Consider the following 19,628-nt stretch of genomic DNA (forward strand, 5'->3'; position numbering starts at 1 on the left):
GTGAGTGGAATTTCTGTGCGATAAATGTTTAGATTCAAGAGGGTGTGCCGAAAAGCTGAAAAGATCCGATATCGCTTGCCAAGCGGAATCAGATTTTGTTAACCATTCGGTGGCAGCCTCCGATTCAGGCAATCACTGCTCCGGCGCCGGAATGCCCGCATCCGGTGCGGCAGCAGGAAAGGGGATAAAATGCGCGTTCTGCTGATTGAAGACGACAGTGCAACCGCACAGAGCATCGAGCTGATGCTGAAGTCGGAAAGCTTCAACGTCTATACGACGGACCTGGGCGAAGAGGGCGTCGACCTCGGGAAGCTCTATGACTACGACATCATCCTGCTCGACCTGAATCTCCCCGACATGTCGGGCTACGAAGTCTTGCGGACCCTTCGCCTCTCGAAGGTCAAGACCCCGATCCTGATCCTGTCGGGCATGGCGGGCATCGAGGACAAGGTGCGCGGCCTCGGCTTCGGCGCCGACGACTACATGACCAAGCCATTCCACAAGGACGAACTGGTCGCGCGCATCCACGCCATCGTTCGCCGCTCCAAGGGGCATGCCCAGTCGGTCATCGCCACCGGCGACCTGATCGTGAATCTCGATGCCAAGACGGTCGAGGTCGGCGGACAGCGCGTGCACCTCACCGGCAAGGAATATCAGATGCTGGAGCTGCTGTCGCTGCGCAAGGGCACCACGCTCACCAAGGAAATGTTCCTCAACCACCTCTATGGCGGCATGGACGAGCCGGAGCTGAAGATCATCGACGTCTTCATCTGCAAGCTCAGGAAGAAGCTGGACGCTTCGTCGGGCGGCCAGAACTATATCGAGACGGTGTGGGGCCGCGGCTATGTGCTGCGCGAGCCGGAAGACATCCGCGCCAGCGCCTGACGACCAATCCATTGCCGCAGACGACGAGACCGGGCTGCAAGCGGGGTCTCGCGTCTGCAAACTCGGCTTCCGGAGAAGACGGCACGAGCGCCGACAAGCGGATCAACGCTCGCGTTGTCTCCTCTGGTCAGGCAGCCAGATCGAACTGGCGGAAGCGCTCCAGCAATTGCGGCCGGTTGAACGGCTTCAGCAGATAGCCCTGCGCACCGGCGCGCTTGGCACGCATGATGGCACCGATGTCGACCTCGACAAGGCTGACCGCGATCTGCGGCCTGACATGGCCGGGCAGGGCGCGGACGCGGCGGATGAAGTCTTCCGCGCTCATGTCGGGCAGGGCGCCGTCCACCACGATGATGTCGGGCATGTCGGCCGCGCACATGTCGAGCGCGTCCTGGCCGTTGCCCGTTTCGATCACCAGCATGTCGGGCCCGTTCAGGATGCGCTTGGCGACCTTCCTGATCACGCTCGAATCGTCGACGAACATGCAGCGTTTCATGACCGGCCCCCTGACCTGACCAATCCATTCCCGGATCTCGCCGCGAACCTTAGGGGAGCGATCTAAAAAACCGGGAAACGCGTTGGCTAAACTTGTAGCGACAGGGATTTTGGCGCCGCGCCCGGGCCGTCCACAGCGCGTCGCGTGTTCACGCTAGACCGAACTTTAGGTCGCCTTGGAGCGTATCCCATTGAAACGATTCATCATTCGAAAAATCGCCGTTAGTAGCTCTGACTACAGTCGCATATGAGAAAACCGAGCTGATATCCCAGAAAACTCTGATGCAAAGCCATTATAGCAAACGTTTTCGGCTTGACTTCTAAAATCTCACTGTAGTCAGAACTGACTACATTTTCGCGCCGGAAATGAAGTTAAGAGATTCAATTGACTCATCTTTCCTGCGAATCGGGGGGTAAAGTTCAGGCTAGAGGCTGCAAGTCCCTGACCTGGCGCATGACTTTTTCCCGAGATCGCTGCAAACTTGCTCGAGGTCTCATTGACCTCATCCGATGCAGCCGGGGAGCCGTCCATACCAGCACCGTCCGGAGACATGCTTCAGGCCGCGGACAGCACGATCTCCTCGGGTGTCGCGCGGATCGAGATGGTCATGCCGGCATCGCGGGCAAGCAGCAGCGTGTAATAGGGCTGAACGGCATGGGCATCGATAGGCTCGTCCGGCTTGTGGCCGGAATGCAGCTCCAGGAATTTCGGTGGAACACGGACCATCGGGCCGGCGGCGGCCAGCGTGAACTTCGGCTCGGTCTCGACGTCGTCGAGCGTCACGGTGATCTTGCCGCCGCGCGGAATGGCCCCGATGGCGATCAGCACCAAGTTGAGCAGCAGCTTGACCTTGTTCTTCGGCAGCAGCGCGCGCTGGCCGTTCCAGACGAGTTCCGGCTTCTCGTTGCGGATGAAGGCGGCGGTCACGGCTTCGGCGTCGCCGGTGTCGATCAGCATGCCGGCCGAGCCGGCCGCGCCGAACGCGATACGGGCGAATTGCAGGCGGGCAGAGGCATTGCGGGCGCTGGTGCGGATGAGGTTCATCGCATCCTCGTCGGCGCCGCCCTCGTCGAGCAGCTCGAGGCCGTTGTTGATGGCGCCGACCGGAGAGATGATGTCATGGCACACCCGGCTGCACAGAAGCGCGGCGAGATCGGGTGCCGAAAGCGTGAAAAGGTCGGCCATTCAGGGGTCTCCGGATCGTCTTTGCCTGCCCTGGAGGAACGTCTCACGGCAGGTGCGAATCACGCTCGTTCTGGTCGGGATTCGTTTACACAGTGGCTGTTCCGTCAGCAAGAAAACCCATCCCGAGCCTCGCAAGAGGCCACAAACGCGGGGGCGGCGCGTGCTGACGACCATCGATCCGCCATCTTCATGTGAAAGCTTAATGGTTGAAAAAGGATTACGGCATAGCTTGCCCGTAAGAGGCACCGAACCGCCAGCAAGAGCGGAAGGGGCCGGGCGTCGGCAGATGTGCTCCCGTACGGAGACAGGAAGCATGTTTTGCAGACTAGAAGACCGGAGCCTTGTCCGGCTGATCGCAGCGTCGTTGTTTTCCCTCGCCTTCATGGTGATGTCGGCCGGCGCGTCGCGCGCCCAGGAATACACGGCGCAGGAAATCGTCGATTCGGGTCACCGCTTTTTCGGCGCCACCTCCGGCGGGCTCGGCACGGTGATCGAGAAAATCTTCGCCTCCTACGGCCTGCCTAACGGCTACGTGCTCGGCGAGGAAGGATCGGGCGCCTTCGTCGGCGGCCTCACCTACGGCGAAGGAACGCTCTACACCAAGAATGCGGGCGACCATAAGGTATTCTGGCAGGGGCCCTCTCTCGGCTGGGATTTCGGCGGCACGGGCTCGCGCACGATGATCCTCGTCTACAACCTCGATGATGTCTCCAGCCTGTACAACCGCTACCCGGGCGTGGCGGGCTCGGCCTATGTGGTCGCGGGCCTGGGGTTCGAGGTCATGCGCAACGGCAATGTGCTGCTCGTGCCGGTGCGCACAGGCGTGGGCGCGCGGCTCGGCGTCAATGTCGGCTATCTGAAGCTGACGGAGCGCCCGACCTGGAACCCGTTCTGAGCCCGAGAGCCGGGCGGCGCGCGGGCAAGCCTGCGCACCGAAACGATCCGGACCGAGCGGGAGACATCCCAAGTCGGTACTGGATTCGCGTCACGGCGATATGGCACATAGGAATGCCTGCCGCTGCAACGGATAGTCGCGTGTGATCCAGTCGATACTCTTCTTCGTTCTCGGCTTCCTGTGCGCGGGATTCATTGCGCTGATGATCGCGCCGGCGTTCTGGCGGCGGGCCGAGATGCTGACGAAACGCCGCATCGAGGCAACTGTCCCGCTCTCCGCCGCGGAGATACAGGCGGACAGGGACCGCCTGCGGGCCGAGTTCGCGATGTCGACGCGCCGGCTCGAGATGAACCTCAAGTCGCTCGGCGACAAGGCCACTGCGCAGATGATCGAGATCGAGCGCGGCCGCGCAGAGATGCGGCGGCTCGATGCCGGCACCGCCGATACGCAGAAGGCGATGGCGCAGAGCGAGGCCAGGAACGCCGAGCTCGGCGCAGAGCTGGAACGTCGCGAGGACAGGATCCGGGAGTTGGCGGACCGCCTGGCCGAGGCCGAGCGACTGCTCGAGCAGCGCGCGCTCGAGTTCGAGAAGCTCGGCCGCATGTATGACGAGGCGATGCTCGTCTCCAGCAACCGTCAGATCGAGCTGGTCGCGCGCGAGAGCGACGTCGACAGGCTGAACCTCGATATGTCGGCCATGCGCAAGCAGACCAAAGACCACGAGCGGCGCATGCTGGAGGCTGCGGCCGAAGGCAGGAAGGCACGTGAGGCGCTGAAGGTCGAGACGAAGAAAGTCGGCGACCTCGAGAAGAAGGTGGAGCGATTGATGACGAGCCTTGCCGATCATGAGGAGCGACTCGACCGTCGCGAAAGAGAACTGGCGCGGCGGCGCAAGGGCGATGCGGCGGAGGATGGTGTCAATCCTTCAGGCGAAGCGCGGCAGTCGGCCCTCTCCAGCGTCGGCGGCGAGGATGCCCGGACGATGGTCGAGAAGCTCAAGGAGGACCGCGACCGTCTCGAAGCGCGGCTGATGGCGCTGACCCGCAGCAACCGCAGGCTCCGGACCGATCTCGCCGCGCAGGGGCGGGGCGAAGAGCCGGAAGAGGAGCTTCGCGAAAACGCGCAACTGCGTGAGGACATCCACGAACTCGCCGCCGAGATGGTCAATATGACGGCTGCCCAGGAAGGGCCGGACTCGCCGATCCGTGTCGCGTTGGCCGCCCGGCAAGACGAGCCGCGGCCGGATCAGCACGACAAGATCACCAGCCTCGCCGAGCGGGTTGCGGCGCTGCAGAAGGCCGTTTCGCCGAACTGACGGAAGGCACTGGGTGTCGACACATCGGGTGGGCGTGGATGGATGTCGTTGGATCCACGCGACCCGCCTGTGCCAATTCCCGGACAGCTACTGTCCTTCCCACAGTTCGTGCAGCGCGATCGCCGAAGCGGCAGCCACGTTGAGGCTGTCGAAACCAGGCGCCATGGCGATCCGTGCGGTCCGCATCCTGGCCATCAAGGCTTCGGGCAGGCCTTCCCCTTCGGTGCCGAGGACCAGCGCGACACGTTCGGGCCGGGCGAGGGTGCGGATGTCGTCTCTGCCGCGCGGCGATAGGGCGACCGGCACGAAGGCGTGGCGTGCCAGAAGCGCAAGTGTGCTTTCGGCATCCGGCCCGGCCGCGAAGGGGACTTTCAGCGCCGCGCCGACCGACACCCTGATTGCCTTGCGGTAGAGCGGGTCGCAGCTCGTGGCGTCGAGCAGCACGGCATCCGCACCGAAGGCGGCGGCGTTGCGGAAGATCGCGCCGACATTGTCATGGTTGGAGATGCCGACGAGCATCACGACGAGCGCCCGGGGCGGCAGACCGGCGAGCAAGTCGTCCGCGGACTGCGTGTCCCCGCGCCGGCCGATCGCCAGGATGCCGCGGTGGATATGGAAGCCTGCGATCGCGTCCATCACCGCCCTGGAGGCGACATAGACAGGCAGATCAGCCGGCGCCGAGCTCAAGACGCGGCGCAGTCCCTCCAGCCGGTTCTCGAGCACCAAAACAGATTCGACCGTAAAACGCTGCGCACGGAAAAGCACGTCGAGGACGACTTTGCCCTCGGCGACGAAGCGGCCTTCACGACCCACGAGATCACGTTCGCGGATGTTCCTGTAGGGTGCGACACGCGGATCGTCCGGATCGTCGATCCGGACGGCATCGGAGCCAGCTATTCCAACCTGTCTTTCGTTGCTTCCGGTCATGCCCTTCGCTTGCCGTGGTTGCGGCGTGAAGGCAAGCCGGTTCAGGTTCCGCTCTTGCGCAACAGCGGCCGTTCAACGGGCTTGCCTGTCCCGAAGATCTCGTCGAGCGTGGCGAGCAAGCTGCGGACGGCCTCCGAACGGCAGGAATAGTAGATCATCTGGCGGTCGCGCCGTGTCTGCACCAGATCCAGCTTGCGCAGCTTGGCGAGATGCTGGGAAAGCGCCGATTGGCTGAGTTCCACTTTCTCCGCGATCGCACCGACCGACATTTCGCCCTCGACGAGGTAACTGACGATAGTCAGGCGCTTGTCGTTGCCGAGGAGGTCGAGGAGCGCCGCAGCGGCCTCGATATTATCGACAAGCTTCTTCGAAACCATGTTACCCCCGCTCACTCCAGCGCCGCCGGCCGCTATTGGGGGCGATAGCGCCAGTCGGTAGGCTCCGATTCGTTCGTGACGGTGAATCAGGCTACATTTCTAACTAGTATAACTTTCCAGGACCTTAAAGGCAGATTCAACCATCGCGTGTCGGGCCAATAGCAAATTCAAAGCGATAGGGCGTCCATTGCACGTCCAGATGGTTCCACGCAGCTCGATCCATTTGTTGCAGCGTCGGATTTGTCCGGAAACCGGAACCCGCTCTCGGGTCCGGGAGGCACGCTGTAGGTTCTAGATTTGGCGCATTTCTTTGTCCCGAAACCGGTTCCCACTTTCGACAGCCATGCTTCAGCGCTGCTCCTGTTCGCGTCCGCTGCGGGCGAGTTCGACGAGCACTTTGCGCAGGTCCGCCGCCGAGGCGAGCGGCTCGGGAAAAAAGACGCGCTGGGTTTCGTCGCCGCTGGCGATATCGATGCCCTCGGCGTCGAGGCCGGTGATGATCCAGCCGTCGCCGGAGGCCTTGGCGAATTGCCTGGCATAAACCGCGATCGCATCGAGATGGTCGGCATTCATATGGTCGACGGCGCCCTGTTCCCGCTCCGCCAGCTCTTCGGTCGCGGCGCCTTCGACGACAAGATCGGAACGGTCCAGCAGATAGGCCTTGCCGAAGCCGCCATTGAGGCTGGCCTTCCGCGGTTCGAGCCTGAAATAGGAAAAATCAGGGAAGCCGGCGTAAAGCTTCGCCTTGGGCTGGCGGTTGAGATAGCGCCGCTCGACACGCGCCTGGTCCGGCGTTCCGCGTTCCAGGCGCACGGCCGTGCAGGAAAGGGTGATGCGCGGATGCGCCAGCGGATCGCCCTTGCCCGGTTCGCCGACGAGAAGCGAGCATCGGGAATCAGCGGCCAGTGCCGCGGTGTGGGCGGAGAGCGCCGAGACGAGGATGATCGGCGTGCCGTCCAGGTCGGTGGCGACCGCCACGCGGCTCGCGAGCGGAGCGCCGTCGGCCGGATCGAGCACGGCGAGCGCGCCGTAGCGGGCGCGGCGGATCAGCGTCCTGGCGAGACGGATCGCTTCAGCGTCGGTTTCCCGGATCACATCCTTCTTCGCTTCCGCCATGCCCGACCCCAAATTACCTGATTGGTGCGGTCAGCTTATTCCCGACGACACCCGACATGAGAAGAGCCTCGGTGTCGGACTTGTCGATGCCGAAGCGCGCGAGCAACTCCGCCGGATCGGCCCGCCCGCCGCCGGGCTCCGAGAGCTGGGCAGGCGTGCGCGAGAAACGCGGGGCAGGCGCAGGCCGGACGAGCGTTCCGGCCTGCCGATGGGTGCCGCGCGCACGGTTGTGGGGATGGTTCGGGGCCTCTTCGAGCGACAGCACCGGCGCCACGCAGGCATCGGTTCCTTCGAAAAGAGTGGCCCACTCGTCACGAGTGCGCTCGCCGATGCGGGCAGCGATCGCTGCTCGCATGTCGTCCCACAGCCGCCTGTCATATTGCGCGGCGGCGAACCGCTCCTCGAGCGGCAGGAGCCGTGCGAACTCGGCGAAGAATTGCGGCTCGAGGCAGGCCACGGCGACGTGCCTTCCGTCCTCGGTCTGATAGGTGTCGTAGAACGGGGCGCCCGAATCGAGCAGGTTGACGCCGCGCCTGTCCTTCCAGAAGCCCGCGGCGAGGAAGGCGAAGAACGGTGCGGCGAGCATCGAGGCGCCTTCGACCATGGCCGCGTCGACCACCTGGCCCTTGCCCGACTTCTGACGCTCGAACAAAGCCGCGAGCACCCCGAGTAGCAGGAACATGGTGCCGCCGCCATAGTCCGCCGCAAGATTGAGCGGCGGCACCGGCTTGCCGTCGCGCGGGCCGATGGCATGCAGCACGCCCGAATAGGCGAGATAGGTCAGGTCGTGGCCGGCGCGGGCGGCGAGCGGCCCGTCCTGGCCGAAGCCGGTCATGCGGCCATAGATGAGACCGGGATTGCGAGCGAATGTGATGTCCGGCCCGAGCCCGAGGCGTTCCATCACGCCTGGACGATAACCCTCGACCAGGATGTCGGCTTTTCCGATGAGCCTGAGCAGCAGTTCGATCGCCTCGGGCCGCTTGAGATCGATCTCGAGCACGCCGCGTCCGTGCCGGTCGAGATCGAATTCGGGCGGGGTGGGGAGGAAAGGGATGCCGGCATTCAGCCGCTCGACGCGGATGACTTCGGCGCCGAGTTCCGACAAGATCAGCCCGGCCAGCGGCACCGGGCCGATGCCGGCCATCTCGATGACGGTCAGCCCGGCGAGCGGGCCCGTCTTTCCTCCTTCCGTCATGGCGTCGAGCCTTACTTCGGGGCCATGCGGATCGCGCCGTCGAGGCGGATCGTTTCGCCGTTGAGCATCTGGTTCTCGACGATGTGGCAGGCAAGCGCGGCATATTCGCTGGGCTCGCCGAGGCGTGGCGGGAAGGGAACCTGGTGGCCGAGAGAATCCTGGGCCTCCTTCGGCAGGCCGTCCATCATCGGCGTGCGGAAGATGCCCGGCGCGATGGTGCAGACGCGGATGCCCGAGCGGGCGAGGTCGCGCGCGACGGGCAGCGTCATGCCAACCACGCCCCCCTTCGAGGAAGAATAGGCGACCTGGCCGATCTGGCCGTCGAAGGCCGCCACGGAAGCCGTGTTGACGATGACGCCGCGCTCGCCGCCATCGAGGGGGTCGAGGTTCTGGGCGCGGGCGGCAAACAGCCGGATCATGTTGAAGGTGCCGAGCAGATTGACCTCGAGCACCTTGCGATAGAGGTCGAGCGGGTGCGGCCCGTCCTTGCCTACCGTCTTCATGGCGATGGCGATGCCGGCGCAGTTGACCAGGATACGCGCCGGTCCGAGCCTTTCGGCGGCTTCGGCGAAGGCAGCCTTGCCGCCCTCGGCGCTGGACACGTCGCACTTGACCGCGATGCCGCCGATCTCGCCGGCGACTTTTTCGGCCCGGTCCATGCCGACGTCGAACAGTGCGAGCCTGGCGCCCTTGGCCGCGAGCGCCCGCGCGGTGGCCTCGCCGAGGCCGGAGCCGCCGCCGGTCACGATCGCCACGATGCCGGATGGGTTCATGGTGTAGTCCTCCAAATGTTATGAACTAGAACAAATTCGCACTATCGTAGGCGCGCGGCGAGGGCGGTGCAAGCACCGGAAAACAGCGCTGCCCTACTCTTCGGGCTCGGTTGTGAACAGCAGAGGGAAGCCGGCGGCGCGGCCGGCGTCCGTGGCGCGCGTCGCCTTGGTCTCGGCGATGTCCTTGGCGTAGACGGCAACCACGCAGACGCCACGCCGGTGCGCGGTGATCATCACCTTGTAAGCCTGGTCCGCGGTCATGCGGAATTCGGCCTTGAGCACCCGCACCACGAATTCTCGCGGCGTGAAGTCGTCGTTGACGAGGATGACCTTGTGCAGCTTCGGCCGTTCGGTCTTCAGCCTGGATTTGGTGCGCGGTTTCAAAGCGGTGTCGGGCATTCTATCCTCCGACAGTGAACGAGCGAGCGCCTTCGGCCGGCTCTGATCCCTGCGGCGTCGGCCAGGCCCTCTGTCGCGCGAGACCGATGTCTCGATCTACGGTCGATCTTGGAACCCCGAAGCAGGTGTGTCGAGGGGATTCCGGCGCAATGTGATTCGCTGCACCGGACAGCATTGCCATGGACGACGGCCGGGCTCGAACTGGTGCTGTCGCGCGACGAACCATTCAAACTGCTCGGCAGCCCGGATTCATCAAGCTCGACGCCAAGCACGGCACGCCGGTCGTGCTCGCCGGTAATTTCAGGGGCCGGGCAGCGGCCACTGGAAGAAAACCGCCTGCCTGCCTTGCGCTTCCAGGGGCTGATGGAACTCTACCGCCTCAAAACCGCGCTCAACACGTCCCTGATGCCGATGGCGCCGACGAAGCGCGACTGTTCGTCGAACAGAGCGACCGGCGCGGTCTGCGATCGGTGCATTGCCAGCATGACGATCTTCAGGGAGGTGCCGGGCTTCGCCCAGAACACATGGGGCGCATCCTCGGAGAGCTGCTCGATCTCGTCGCAGGAGCCCCAGATCACCGGCCTGCCGTTGCGCTCGGCCGCCTCGACCAGCCCGTCGGCGTCGAGGCGGAAGCGCGTCGTCTTGCGCCGGTCCAGCCAGACCCAGCCTTCGCCGGCAGTCTCCAGGTCGCGGCGGTCGCGCATCACGTTCCAGGCGGTCAGCACGGAGAGCGGATTGACGTTGGCAATGAAGTCGCGGACGTAATCGTTGGCCGGGCGCAGCACGATGTCCTCCGGCGCGCCGGTCTGAACGATCCTGCCGCCCTCCATGATGGTGATATGGCTACCGATCTTGAGGGCTTCCTCCAGGTCGTGGGAGACGAAAATGATGGTCTTCCTGAGCGACGCCTGAAGCTGCAGAAGCTCGTCCTGCAGCTTCGTCCGGATCAGAGGGTCGAGAGCCGAGAAGGGCTCGTCCATCAGGAGGATCGGTGCTTCGGTGGCGAAGGCGCGGGCAAGACCGACGCGCTGCTGCATGCCGCCCGAGAGCTCATGAGCGTATTTGCGCGCCCACTGGTCGAGGCCGACCAGCTTGAGCTGCCGGTGGACACGCTCCCTGCGTTCGGTCTCCGGAACGCCGGCGAGTTCCAGCCCGAAGCCGACATTCTCCTCGACCGTGCGCCATGGCAGGAGGGCGAACTGCTGAAACACCATGGCGACCTGATGCTGGCGAAGCCGCCGCAGCGTGGCATCGTTGCAGGACACGACGTCGACCATGGCGTCTCCGTCCCTGACCAGGACCTGGCCGCGGCTGACGACGTTGAGCCTGTTGACGGCGCGCAGCAGCGTCGACTTGCCGGAACCCGACAGTCCCATCAGGACGGAGATCTCGCCTTCCCGTATCGTCAGACTTGCGCCGGCGCAGCCCAGCACATTGCCCGTTTTCTCGAGGATCTCCGCGCGTGTCGCCCCCTTGTCGACCAGGGCCAGCGCGTCGGCGGAATCCGGGCCGAAAACGATGTCGACATTCTTGAAATCGACGGCGACGTTCATTTCTTGCCTCCCACGCCGATGCGGGTCATCCGGTCGAGCACGATGGCGAGCACCACGATGGCAAGACCCGCCTCGAGACCGAGATCGATCCTGCGCGAACCCAGCGCCCGGTTGATTTCGGTGCCGAGGCCGCCGGCGCCGATGAGCGCGGCGAAGACCACCATCGACAGCGACAGCATGATGCACTGGGTGAGGCCGGCCATGATGGTTGGAAGTGCGGCCGGCAGTTCGACCTTCCAAAGCAACTGTCGCCTGGTGGCGCCGAAGGATTCACCGGCCTCGATGATCGTCTTGGGCACAGAGGTTATGCCGAGATGGGTCAGCCGCACCGCTGACGGGATGACGAAGATGATGGTGACGATGAGGCCGGGAGCGTTTCCGAGCCCGAACAAGGTGAGGACCGGGATCAGGTAGACGAAGGTCGGTAGGGTCTGCATCAGATCGAGCACCGGGAGCATGACCCGGTAGACCCTGGGCTTGTGCGCGGCCCAGATGCCGAGCGGCACGCCGATCAGCATCGAGGCGGCCGACGCGGCGACCACCAGAACCAGCGTCTCGACGGTCTGCTTCCAGAGCCCCTGATTGACGATGAAGAGTAGACCGATCGCGACGCCGGCGGCGAGCGCCCTCGAGCGCTGAAGATACCAGGCCAGGAGAGTGATCAGCGCCACGATCAGGACGGGCGGCAGCAGGAGGAGAGTATCGACGAGCCCGTCCAGAATGAAGTTGAGGCTCCCGGAGAAGCCCCGGAACAGGGCGTTGAAGTTGTCTGTCAGGAAGGTGAAGAACGCCTTGCCCCAGGCCCCGATTGGAATCTTGTAGGCCACCAGCAGTTTCGAAATCGGATCCATGTTCCCCTCGCATATGCGCCGTGCCGGCGGGCGGTCTTCTCCGGAATGTCAAAAAACAAGGGGCAGCCTGTTCGACCCGGCCGCCCCTTGGTCGTCACGCTATGCGCGAGCCTGCCGGGATCAGCCCTCCAGCGCGGCCTTCACAGCAGCCGCCGCATCGCCGCCGTCGAAGGTGGTCACACCCTCGAGCCAGGGGGCGGCGGCATCCGGATGGGCCTTGAGCCAGTCGCTGGCGACCGTGTTGGCATCGCCGCCCTTGAGGATGGCGTCCATCATGGTGTTCTCCATGGACAGGTCGAACTTCAGGTTGGCGATGAACTTGCCGACATTCGGGCATTCGGTGAGATAGCCCTTGCGCACATTGGTGTGGACGGTAGCGGCGCCGAAGCCTGAATCGCCCATGCCGTCAAGATAGGTGATCTTCATCTCGCCCATCACCGGATGGGGGGTCCAGCCGAGGAAGGCGATCCACTCATTGTCCTTCATCGATTGCTCGGCCTGGGTCAGCATGCCGGCCTCGGAAGATTCCACCAGCTCGAAGCCGGTAAGGTTGTTCTCCGGCTTGGAGATCATGTCGAGGATGATGCGGTTGCCGTCATTGCCTGCTTCGATGCCGTAGATCTTGCCGTCGAACTTGTCCTTGAACTTGCCGAGGTCCGTGAGCGTCTTGACGCCGCCCTCGGCGACATAGTTGGGGACGACGAGCCCGTAGCCCGCGCCGTCGAGATTCTTGGCGACGGTCTCGACCGAACCCTCCGCGGCATAGTCCTTGATGTCGTTGGTCATCGACGGCATCCAGTTGCCGAGGAAGACGTCGAGATCGTTGTTCTTCAGCGAGGCGTAGGTGACGGGAACCGAGAGCTGGATGACCTCCGGCTCGTAGCCGAGCGCGGTCAGGAGCACCGAGGCCACGCCCGTCGTAGCCTGGATATCGGTCCAGCCCACGTCCGAGAGCCGCACCGTCCTGCAGCTTTCCGGATCTCCGGCGAAAGCTGGTCCCGCCGCAAGGAGCGCCGTCAGGCCGAGCCCCGCGGCGATGGTTTTCATGTGCGACATCGATAATCTCCCATTGTTCATCGGCGACCGGCGTCTAGTATTTCCTTGCGCCTTGTCCAACGAGCCAAACACCATTTCGTCATTGTTTCAAGCCGCATAGCGCGCCGCGTGCTTTGCAGGATGCGACAAGAATGCCGCTTTTTGACCTTGCGTCAGCCAGATTTGGTGTGGAAGCCGCCGCGGCGCCTCTCCCGGCGGTCACGGCAATCCGCTTAAAGGGGGGATGGCCAAGCTCTATTTCCACTACGCCACCATGGACGCCGGCAAGACGACCATGCTCCTCCAGGCTTCCTACAACTACCGGGAGCGGGGCATGACGACCATGCTGTTCGTGGCCGGCCATTACCGGAAGGACGACACGGTGGGCTACATCTCCTCGCGAATCGGCCTGGAGGCCGAGGCCGAGATGTTTCGCGACGGCGACGACCTGTTTTCCCGGATCGCCGAGCGCCAGAAGCATGAGACCGTGCACTGCGTCTTCGTCGACGAAGCGCAGTTTTTGGAGGAAGAGCAGGTGTGGCAGCTCGCCCGGGTCGCCGACCGGCTCGGGATCCCCGTGATGTGTTATGGGCTCAGGACCGATTTCCAAGGCAAGCTGTTCTCCGGCTCACACGCCTTGCTGGCGCTCGCCGACGAACTGCGCGAGGTGCGTACGATCTGCCGCTGCGGCCGCAAGGCGACGATGGTGGTCCGGCTGGGCGCGGACGGCAAGGTCGCCAAGCAGGGCGCCCAGGTGTCGATCGGCAAGGAGGCCTATGTTTCGCTCTGCCGCCGACACTGGGAGGAGGAGATGGGCCGGGTCGCCCCGGAGGACTTCATCGGATTCGCCCGCCAATAGCCCCCAGGCGCGTCGCGATCGTGCTTTGCAAGAAGTTCAGGCCGATGTTTCATGACTTCGGAAGCACGCTCAATATGGCCGGCGACTTCGCGCCCGGCTGGCCGGAGCGAAACACCGAATAGCCGTTGCGGCCGCGTTTCTTGGTCTCATAGAGCGCGGTATCGGCGTTTTCGATGACGCTTGCGACGCCGGACTTCTCCGCGCCGGACCATTCGGCGACGCCGATGCTGGCGGTCAAGGGAACCGGCTGTCCCTTCCAGTGGAAGCCTTCGGCCCTGAAGGTGCGGACGAGGTCGTTGGCAAGCGCGCCGGCGCCGCCCGCGCCGGTTTCCGGCAGGAGCACACCGAACTCGTCGCCGCCGAGCCGCGCCAGGGTGGCCACTTCGGGCAGGTTCTTGGCGGCCAGATCGACAAAATGCTTCAGGCTGGCGTCGCCCGCTGCATGGCCGTAGCTGTCATTGATGGACTTGAAGTTGTCGAGGTCGAGCAGGAGGATCGAGAAGGGCCGGCCGGTGCGGCGCGCGCGCTTCTCCTCGATGGCCGCGTTCTCCATGAAGCGGCGGCGGTTCGGCACGCCCGTCAGCTCGTCGACGACCGCGAGCAGAGCGAGATCGCTGCGCAGCCGGTCGATGGCCAGCAGCACGAAGCCGAAGTTCCAGACGACGCCGCTGAATATGATGGTGAGCAGGCAGATGGCGGCAACGCTGTAGTATCCCTCGTCGGAAAGGGATCCGGCGATGCGCATCAGGTTCATCACTGCCTCCGCGCCCTGGCCGACGATCCCGGCGAGCATGGCCAGTGCGGCCACCATCGTGCCGAGGCTCTGCTTCTCGCGGAAGGCGAGGTGGAACATGGCAAATGATACAAGCGTGATCTGGGCGGTCGCATAGACGACATTGCGCGCCTCGGAGCTGTCGCGGACGAGGGCGAGCACCACGACGCTCGCCAACGCCACCGCGGCACTGGTGAAAAGACCGCCGTCCTTGCCGTAGAAGCGTCTCACCCCGACCCAGACGAGGCCGAAGCTGAAGATGACAAGTGCGTTGCCCGAAGCGGCGAGTGCAAAGTTGAAGCCGTCGCCCTGGAGGGCCAGCAAGCCGCCGCCGAGCGTGCTGAGAACGCACGAGACGAGCCAGTGCCGGGCGGCCGGAAAGTTCCGATAGTCATAGACGATGGCGCCCCAGATCACGGTCAGTGTCAGGGAGTTGAGCAGGATGACCAGATAAAGGGTCGGGAAATCGAGTTTCATGGCACCTTGCGCAGCACGATCCTCCCTCACTGTCGCTAGCCCATGAGCATCAAGAAAACATGAAAGGAATCGTTAAGGGTCGAGGCTTTGCCCGACCGCCGACGGCTGCTTTCCATGCCTATCGGACAGTTCCGCGTCCGCCGATGACGTCGTTGTTTCGTCTTTAATTCGCTTTATCCCACACATATATTCGCGAACCGATGTGACGGTGAAACCGGAGGGCACCATGGCGACTTTGCAGAAATTTGATGCCGAGATCGAGAAGACCAAGAAAGTCGTCCAGGACATGCGCTCCAAGATCGAGCAGTCCGGCACCCTTCTCGACCAGTTCGCCAAGACGGACAAGAAGATCGGCTCGGCCGATTTCGACATCGAGAACGCCCGTATCGAGGACGTCATCAAGCAGCAGAAGGTGATGGAAGCCAACATCGCCGACCTGATCATCGGGCTGGAAGACGCCACCAACGTCTTTGGCGCCGAATTCGAGAGCATGAAGAGCTTCACCGGCTGGGAGACCTTTGTCGGCATGTTCTCGGACCAGAGCAAGCAGCGCATGCGCACGGAGCGCGTGCGCAACATGTCGCTGGCCGGCAATCTGCAGGAGTTGCTGTCGAAGTCCGACACCATCGTCGGCATCCTGAAGGCGCAGAAACAGATCCTCGACGACCGCTACAAGACCTCCGAAGCGAGCCTCGCGCAGGTCATCGAGCGCCGCAAGGCAACGATCGAGAACCTCACCGGCACACAAAAGCGCATCGAGGAGCTGAACCCGATGCTGCTCGACATCGAGAACAAGATAGCCGCGTCGACCAGCCAGACCGAGCGGACCCAGATGGAGGCCGACCGGTCCAAGCTCGCCACGGAATACAATGAACGCCAGGCGAAAGAGCAGGAACTGCTCGCCGAAAGCCAGACGCTCGAACGCTATACGTCGATGTTCCAGACCTTCGTCGATTCGCTGAACAATCAGATCGCGGCGCAGAATACGCTGATCAACAAGCTCACCATCGACACCGAGCAGCGCATCGTTCTCTACAAGGCGCTCGAGGACAGCCTTAAGACCGCCGCCCAGCAGGATGTCGCGCACAAGATCAATACGCTGGGCAGCAAGGTCGACACCACCGCCGAGGAGACGATGGCGGGTATCGGTGCGGCCGCCCAGAAGCATATCGGCGACCTGCTCGAGATGCACGAGAAGAACATGGTCGCAAGCGGGGATATCCAGCGCCGCAAGAAGCTGGCCGACGAGGCCTTTGCCCGGCGCTTCGACGAAGTGCTGCGCAAGCACAACGCTTCGGACTATGTGCAGAGCTGAGACGAAATATCAGGAATGATTGCGGTACGGTAGGTGTGATGTACCTCTCATCCGACCTTGGGCACGTCGTCCTACCCGCCGACTGCACCGGTACGAGGTCCGGCCGATGAGCGCGGAAACGGATGCGGCGACGCGCTATTTCGATGCCATTGCGGCGGCGCTGAGCGGCCTCGATATCTTCATGCGCGACGATCGCTCGCCGCTCTACCAGCATGGCATCGTCGCCCGGATCGTCGCCGAATACATAGGACGGCTGGAGAGCTCGTTCTCCTGCTGGCGCAACCGTCTCGGATTCATGGAAAGCTTCAGGATCTCGCGCGCCGAGAGCGGCTTTCCCGTCTTTCAGAACGTGCTCGAGCTGGAGAACGACCGGCGGACGGCGGCAGAGCGCCTGGCCGGGATCCCACGTCCCGACGAGATCCGGGCCGAGATGGCCGACTTCATCCTGCGCCACAAGGCGTTCCCGTCGGCCCTCCAGAAGTCCATGGCCGAGCGGCTCTATCTGGAGGCGGTCAAGGAGGGCGAGGCCTTCGGCCCATTCACGCTCGCCCAGACCGCGAAGGTTTCGGTCAATCCCAAGAACCAGCGGCCCTTCTATCTGGTGCATTGGGCGACGTTCGACGGCACAGCCAATCTGCCGCTGATCTATATGGCGACGGTGGAGGATTCCTCCGAGGAGATGGTGGCGCAACTGGTCGATCGTGAAGGCAAGTTCAACAAGACGGTCAGGATCCCGCTGCCGGTCGACGGCTTGCTCAATCCTGATCTCGCCCACCGTTTCGACGACTTCACCGAGAAGAACTCGGCCTACACGCTTTCGCCCGCCACCATAGCGGTCAATCTCGACAAGGATTTCGAGACGCTGCATCCCAAGCAGTTGCGCCGGGTCGTGCTGGGTCCGTTCTATACGGCCGGCATCACGGAACATAATTCCACCGTGGCGGACGTGCTGTCCAAGGTGCGCAAGGCTGAGAACGCCTGGCTGCTGACTTGGACCATCCAGGAGGTCTATTCCAAGGCCGAGAAGCCGGGGCGCAGAGGGCTGTTCTCCCGCGAGCAGTCGAGCCAGGAATTCTACATCAACACCGACGACCTCGTGGCGGCGCGACAGGGCGTCTCGTCCTACGAGAAGCATGCGCTGGTGCCGCATGAGGCCTATCAGGCGCTCTATGCCGCCGGCGAGGCCGAGAAGGTCTTTGCCGGATACAAGGTGCATATCCTGTCGAAGGGACAGGTGATCTCGGATGTGTGAGGCGATTGGGGAGAACGCATGGACACCGGCCTGACGACCATTCCCGAAGCCGACATCGAAAAGCATCGCGCCACGGCCCAGAGCCTCATCACGCGCATGGTCGTGCTGGAGGATGCTTCCGGCCAGTCCGCGACGCCGCTCGCCGGCACGGGGCGCCGCTTCGTCTCGACCGTGTCGACAGGGTCGGTGCGCAAGACGCGCGAGGTCGAGCTGACGAAGACGGTCGCAGCGATCCGGCCCGACGACCAGCTCCTGTCGATCCCGCAGCACACATTGCTCTATCGGGTCCGCCGGGGCATCCAGATCGCGCTCGCCGTGGCGGAGGTGTTCGTCCGTTCCAGCGACCTCGAAAGCCTGCAGGCGCGGAACGCGCGGGCGCCGCTGGAGGGCGAGGAGGCGACGCATTTCAAGAAGTTGCTTTCGGCCTCCGGCTATGTCGCGGCCTTCAGCCTTGCGGCCTACCTCCTGCAGTTGATCGACAGCGACGGCGAACCGCCAAACGACATCGCCGAGCCGGATTTCCTGTTCGACACGCCCCAGGATGCGGTGAAATCGATGGTCGCAGGGCTCGACCGGGTGCTGGCGGGCGCCAGGGACGACGCCGACCTGCTGATGCGCACGCGCACTCTGGCCCGTATCGCCATCGACGGGCTGCTGACGCGCAAGGGCCGGTTCGACGGGCTGGGCGCGTTCGAGGACACGCATATCCGCATCGATGCCGACGATTTCACGCTCGACGGCTTCGACGTCGCGCCGGGCAGGAAATCGAAGCCCCTGACGATGACCTTCAAGAAACCGCAAGAGGTCGTCGGCAACCACATCGCCAAATACCAGTCGATCAAGCTTGCAAAGATGCTGATGGCCTACGACTTCGACCGTCAGATGAATCCGTTCGTAGAGCTTGGCGGCTTCCTGTTCACCTTCATCGGCGACGGCGCGCCGGGTACGGGCAAGACGACGCTCATCCAGATGATCGCAGGGCTGGTCAACGACTATTGTCAGGTCGCCTCCTATCCCTTCTTCTACGAGAATTTCGGCGTCGAGCAGATATCGTCCTATCAGGGCAAGTCGGGGCAGAACTGCCGGCAGTTCATCGACAATGTGCTCAATCCGCGCGCGATCGGCTTCGGCACGGTCGACGACGTCGATCAGGTGGCGGCCAAGCGTTCCGACGATCGCGCATCCGCCGGCCAGCATGAAATCACCGGCGTGCTGATGTCGGCCTTCTCGGGTGCCATGACCGTGATCCGCGGCAACTGCTCCTTCGGCATGTTCTCCAACTACCCGGAGAATGTCGACGACGCGTTACGCCAGCGGGCCGGCGCGCGCTGGCTGGTCGACGGACCGCAGACAGAGGACGACTACATCGACATCTTCGTGCTGCTCGCCGGCAAGAACCACAAGATTCCGCTGGGCGAGCACGACCTCTATGCAGCCCAGCAGATCCAGAGAGCGGTGGCCGAGGCCTATGAAGGTCACGCCAGGCCGCAGGAGGATGGGCTCATGAAGGTCCATGACCGCTTCATGAAAGAGAAGGGCGAGCCGAGGACGCTGGCCGATGTCGGCGCCTATCTCCACATGATCAAGCAGGCCGAGCCGCGCTTCACCGGCCGCGCCATCAAGAACGTCACCGATGCGATCAAGATGCGGGCCATGGACATCGAGCTTCCCGACGACTGGTTCGAGAGGCCCGAAACATTCATGCACAAGCCCTATGACGAGAAGAAAGCCATGGTCGAGGAACTGCGCGGGCCCTTCTCGATGGACATGGTGATGCAGGAGATCAACCGGTACGCCGATTCGGAGTTCCGCTATTCCGACCGGTCCGACGACGCGGCAGTGTCGAAGCTGGTCCGCGACGCGAGGCTTCGGGAGCGCGCGGTCAAGGAGATCGAGGAACTCAAGGCGAAGGGGCTGTGGAATGCGTGATGATAGCTCCCTTCTCCCCGTA

At 63.6% G+C, this 19,628-nt stretch carries 19 protein-coding genes; 7 read left to right on the forward strand and 12 right to left on the reverse strand.

The window, feature by feature from the left end; genetic code table 11:
• Window positions 1–189 precede the first annotated feature (189 nt).
• Window positions 190–885 (forward strand): response regulator transcription factor CtrA, encoded by a 696-nt coding sequence (gene ctrA, locus JN280_RS16115; protein WP_202313506.1) that lies wholly within the window; start codon window positions 190–192, stop codon window positions 883–885.
• A gap of 127 nt (window positions 886–1,012) precedes the next feature.
• On the opposite strand, the gene JN280_RS16120 is transcribed toward ctrA, so the two are convergent.
• Window positions 1,013–1,381 (reverse strand): response regulator, encoded by a 369-nt coding sequence (locus tag JN280_RS16120; RefSeq protein ID WP_202313508.1) that lies wholly within the window; start codon window positions 1,379–1,381, stop codon window positions 1,013–1,015.
• Between the two features lie 555 nt (window positions 1,382–1,936).
• Window positions 1,937–2,566: a histidine phosphotransferase ChpT gene (gene chpT, locus JN280_RS16125; protein ID WP_202313509.1), complete on the reverse strand. Its 630-nt coding sequence runs from the start codon at window positions 2,564–2,566 to the stop codon at window positions 1,937–1,939.
• A 313-nt stretch (window positions 2,567–2,879) separates the two neighbouring features.
• On the opposite strand from chpT, the gene JN280_RS16130 reads away from it, so the two are divergent.
• Window positions 2,880–3,461 (forward strand): DUF1134 domain-containing protein, encoded by a 582-nt coding sequence (locus JN280_RS16130; protein ID WP_202313510.1) that lies wholly within the window; start codon window positions 2,880–2,882, stop codon window positions 3,459–3,461.
• 142 nt (window positions 3,462–3,603) lie between these two features.
• On the forward strand, window positions 3,604–4,776 hold the full coding sequence (locus JN280_RS16135) for a hypothetical protein (protein ID WP_202313511.1): 1,173 nt from the start codon (window positions 3,604–3,606) through the stop codon (window positions 4,774–4,776).
• An 87-nt stretch (window positions 4,777–4,863) separates the two neighbouring features.
• Here the strand turns inward: JN280_RS16135 and JN280_RS16140 are convergent, their stop codons facing one another.
• From JN280_RS16140 to choX, 9 genes are all read right to left on the reverse strand, one after another.
• Complete coding sequence (locus JN280_RS16140; RefSeq protein ID WP_202313512.1) at window positions 4,864–5,703, reverse strand: TrmH family RNA methyltransferase; 840 nt, start codon at window positions 5,701–5,703, stop codon at window positions 4,864–4,866.
• 41 nt (window positions 5,704–5,744) lie between these two features.
• Window positions 5,745–6,080: an ArsR/SmtB family transcription factor gene (locus JN280_RS16145; RefSeq protein ID WP_202313513.1), complete on the reverse strand. Its 336-nt coding sequence runs from the start codon at window positions 6,078–6,080 to the stop codon at window positions 5,745–5,747.
• A 348-nt stretch (window positions 6,081–6,428) separates the two neighbouring features.
• A complete protein-coding gene (locus JN280_RS16150) occupies window positions 6,429–7,196 on the reverse strand; it encodes a HugZ family pyridoxamine 5'-phosphate oxidase (RefSeq protein ID WP_202313514.1) in 768 nt (255 codons plus the stop codon).
• A gap of 13 nt (window positions 7,197–7,209) precedes the next feature.
• Window positions 7,210–8,391 (reverse strand): CaiB/BaiF CoA transferase family protein, encoded by a 1,182-nt coding sequence (locus JN280_RS16155; RefSeq protein WP_202313515.1) that lies wholly within the window; start codon window positions 8,389–8,391, stop codon window positions 7,210–7,212.
• An 11-nt stretch (window positions 8,392–8,402) separates the two neighbouring features.
• Window positions 8,403–9,164: a 3-hydroxyacyl-CoA dehydrogenase gene (locus tag JN280_RS16160; protein ID WP_202313516.1), complete on the reverse strand. Its 762-nt coding sequence runs from the start codon at window positions 9,162–9,164 to the stop codon at window positions 8,403–8,405.
• A 93-nt stretch (window positions 9,165–9,257) separates the two neighbouring features.
• Window positions 9,258–9,563: an ATP-dependent Clp protease adapter ClpS gene (gene clpS / locus JN280_RS16165; RefSeq protein WP_202313517.1), complete on the reverse strand. Its 306-nt coding sequence runs from the start codon at window positions 9,561–9,563 to the stop codon at window positions 9,258–9,260.
• 371 nt (window positions 9,564–9,934) lie between these two features.
• Window positions 9,935–11,116 carry a choline ABC transporter ATP-binding protein gene (choV, locus tag JN280_RS16170; protein ID WP_202313519.1) on the reverse strand — a complete coding sequence of 394 codons (1,182 nt, stop codon included), beginning with the start codon at window positions 11,114–11,116 and terminating at the stop codon, window positions 9,935–9,937.
• The gene (gene choW / locus JN280_RS16175) at window positions 11,113–11,967 is read right to left on the reverse strand and encodes a choline ABC transporter permease subunit (RefSeq protein WP_202313521.1); all 855 of its coding nucleotides are present in this window, start codon (window positions 11,965–11,967) and stop codon (window positions 11,113–11,115) included. The genes choV and choW overlap by 4 nt, the downstream gene beginning before the upstream one ends.
• A gap of 120 nt (window positions 11,968–12,087) precedes the next feature.
• The gene (gene choX, locus JN280_RS16180) at window positions 12,088–13,023 is read right to left on the reverse strand and encodes a choline ABC transporter substrate-binding protein (RefSeq protein WP_202313523.1); all 936 of its coding nucleotides are present in this window, start codon (window positions 13,021–13,023) and stop codon (window positions 12,088–12,090) included.
• Window positions 13,024–13,246: 223 nt separating this feature from the next.
• On the opposite strand from choX, the gene JN280_RS16185 reads away from it, so the two are divergent.
• A complete protein-coding gene (locus tag JN280_RS16185) occupies window positions 13,247–13,861 on the forward strand; it encodes a thymidine kinase (protein ID WP_202313525.1) in 615 nt (204 codons plus the stop codon).
• A 49-nt stretch (window positions 13,862–13,910) separates the two neighbouring features.
• Here the strand turns inward: JN280_RS16185 and JN280_RS16190 are convergent, their stop codons facing one another.
• Window positions 13,911–15,110: a GGDEF domain-containing protein gene (locus JN280_RS16190; RefSeq protein ID WP_202313527.1), complete on the reverse strand. Its 1,200-nt coding sequence runs from the start codon at window positions 15,108–15,110 to the stop codon at window positions 13,911–13,913.
• Window positions 15,111–15,336: 226 nt separating this feature from the next.
• Here JN280_RS16190 and JN280_RS16195 point away from each other — a divergent pair, with 226 nt between their 5' ends.
• The 3 genes from JN280_RS16195 to JN280_RS16205 all read left to right on the forward strand — a co-directional run bounded on the left by JN280_RS16195 (window position 15,337) and on the right by JN280_RS16205 (window position 19,606).
• The gene (locus tag JN280_RS16195) at window positions 15,337–16,425 is read left to right on the forward strand and encodes a hypothetical protein (protein WP_202313528.1); all 1,089 of its coding nucleotides are present in this window, start codon (window positions 15,337–15,339) and stop codon (window positions 16,423–16,425) included.
• A gap of 106 nt (window positions 16,426–16,531) precedes the next feature.
• Entirely contained in the window at window positions 16,532–17,677 is a 1,146-nt protein-coding gene (locus tag JN280_RS16200) for a hypothetical protein (RefSeq protein WP_202313529.1), read from the forward strand.
• A gap of 18 nt (window positions 17,678–17,695) precedes the next feature.
• Window positions 17,696–19,606 (forward strand): AAA family ATPase, encoded by a 1,911-nt coding sequence (locus JN280_RS16205; protein ID WP_202313530.1) that lies wholly within the window; start codon window positions 17,696–17,698, stop codon window positions 19,604–19,606.
• Window positions 19,607–19,628 lie beyond the last annotated feature (22 nt).

This window comes from Mesorhizobium sp. L-8-10 (genome assembly GCF_016756635.1).
GTDB lineage: Bacteria > Pseudomonadota > Alphaproteobacteria > Rhizobiales > Rhizobiaceae.

What these genes read in the sequence shown, in the direction of transcription:
- JN280_RS16160 (WP_202313516.1), bottom strand. Translation starts at nt 9,164, where the DNA reads ATGAACCCATCCGGCATCGTGGCGATCGTGACCGGCGGCGGCTCCGGC.
- choW (WP_202313521.1), bottom strand. Translation starts at nt 11,967, where the DNA reads ATGGATCCGATTTCGAAACTGCTGGTGGCCTACAAGATTCCAATCGGG.
- JN280_RS16130 (WP_202313510.1), top strand. Translation starts at nt 2,880, where the DNA reads ATGTTTTGCAGACTAGAAGACCGGAGCCTTGTCCGGCTGATCGCAGCG.
- clpS (WP_202313517.1), bottom strand. Translation starts at nt 9,563, where the DNA reads ATGCCCGACACCGCTTTGAAACCGCGCACCAAATCCAGGCTGAAGACC.
- JN280_RS16195 (WP_202313528.1), top strand. Translation starts at nt 15,337, where the DNA reads ATGGCGACTTTGCAGAAATTTGATGCCGAGATCGAGAAGACCAAGAAA.
- ctrA (WP_202313506.1), top strand. Translation starts at nt 190, where the DNA reads ATGCGCGTTCTGCTGATTGAAGACGACAGTGCAACCGCACAGAGCATC.
- JN280_RS16155 (WP_202313515.1), bottom strand. Translation starts at nt 8,391, where the DNA reads ATGACGGAAGGAGGAAAGACGGGCCCGCTCGCCGGGCTGACCGTCATC.
- JN280_RS16200 (WP_202313529.1), top strand. Translation starts at nt 16,532, where the DNA reads ATGAGCGCGGAAACGGATGCGGCGACGCGCTATTTCGATGCCATTGCG.
- JN280_RS16205 (WP_202313530.1), top strand. Translation starts at nt 17,696, where the DNA reads ATGGACACCGGCCTGACGACCATTCCCGAAGCCGACATCGAAAAGCAT.
- choX (WP_202313523.1), bottom strand. Translation starts at nt 13,023, where the DNA reads ATGTCGCACATGAAAACCATCGCCGCGGGGCTCGGCCTGACGGCGCTC.
- JN280_RS16120 (WP_202313508.1), bottom strand. Translation starts at nt 1,381, where the DNA reads ATGAAACGCTGCATGTTCGTCGACGATTCGAGCGTGATCAGGAAGGTC.
- JN280_RS16190 (WP_202313527.1), bottom strand. Translation starts at nt 15,110, where the DNA reads ATGAAACTCGATTTCCCGACCCTTTATCTGGTCATCCTGCTCAACTCC.
- JN280_RS16150 (WP_202313514.1), bottom strand. Translation starts at nt 7,196, where the DNA reads ATGGCGGAAGCGAAGAAGGATGTGATCCGGGAAACCGACGCTGAAGCG.
- choV (WP_202313519.1), bottom strand. Translation starts at nt 11,116, where the DNA reads ATGAACGTCGCCGTCGATTTCAAGAATGTCGACATCGTTTTCGGCCCG.
- chpT (WP_202313509.1), bottom strand. Translation starts at nt 2,566, where the DNA reads ATGGCCGACCTTTTCACGCTTTCGGCACCCGATCTCGCCGCGCTTCTG.
- JN280_RS16145 (WP_202313513.1), bottom strand. Translation starts at nt 6,080, where the DNA reads ATGGTTTCGAAGAAGCTTGTCGATAATATCGAGGCCGCTGCGGCGCTC.
- JN280_RS16140 (WP_202313512.1), bottom strand. Translation starts at nt 5,703, where the DNA reads ATGACCGGAAGCAACGAAAGACAGGTTGGAATAGCTGGCTCCGATGCC.
- JN280_RS16185 (WP_202313525.1), top strand. Translation starts at nt 13,247, where the DNA reads ATGGCCAAGCTCTATTTCCACTACGCCACCATGGACGCCGGCAAGACG.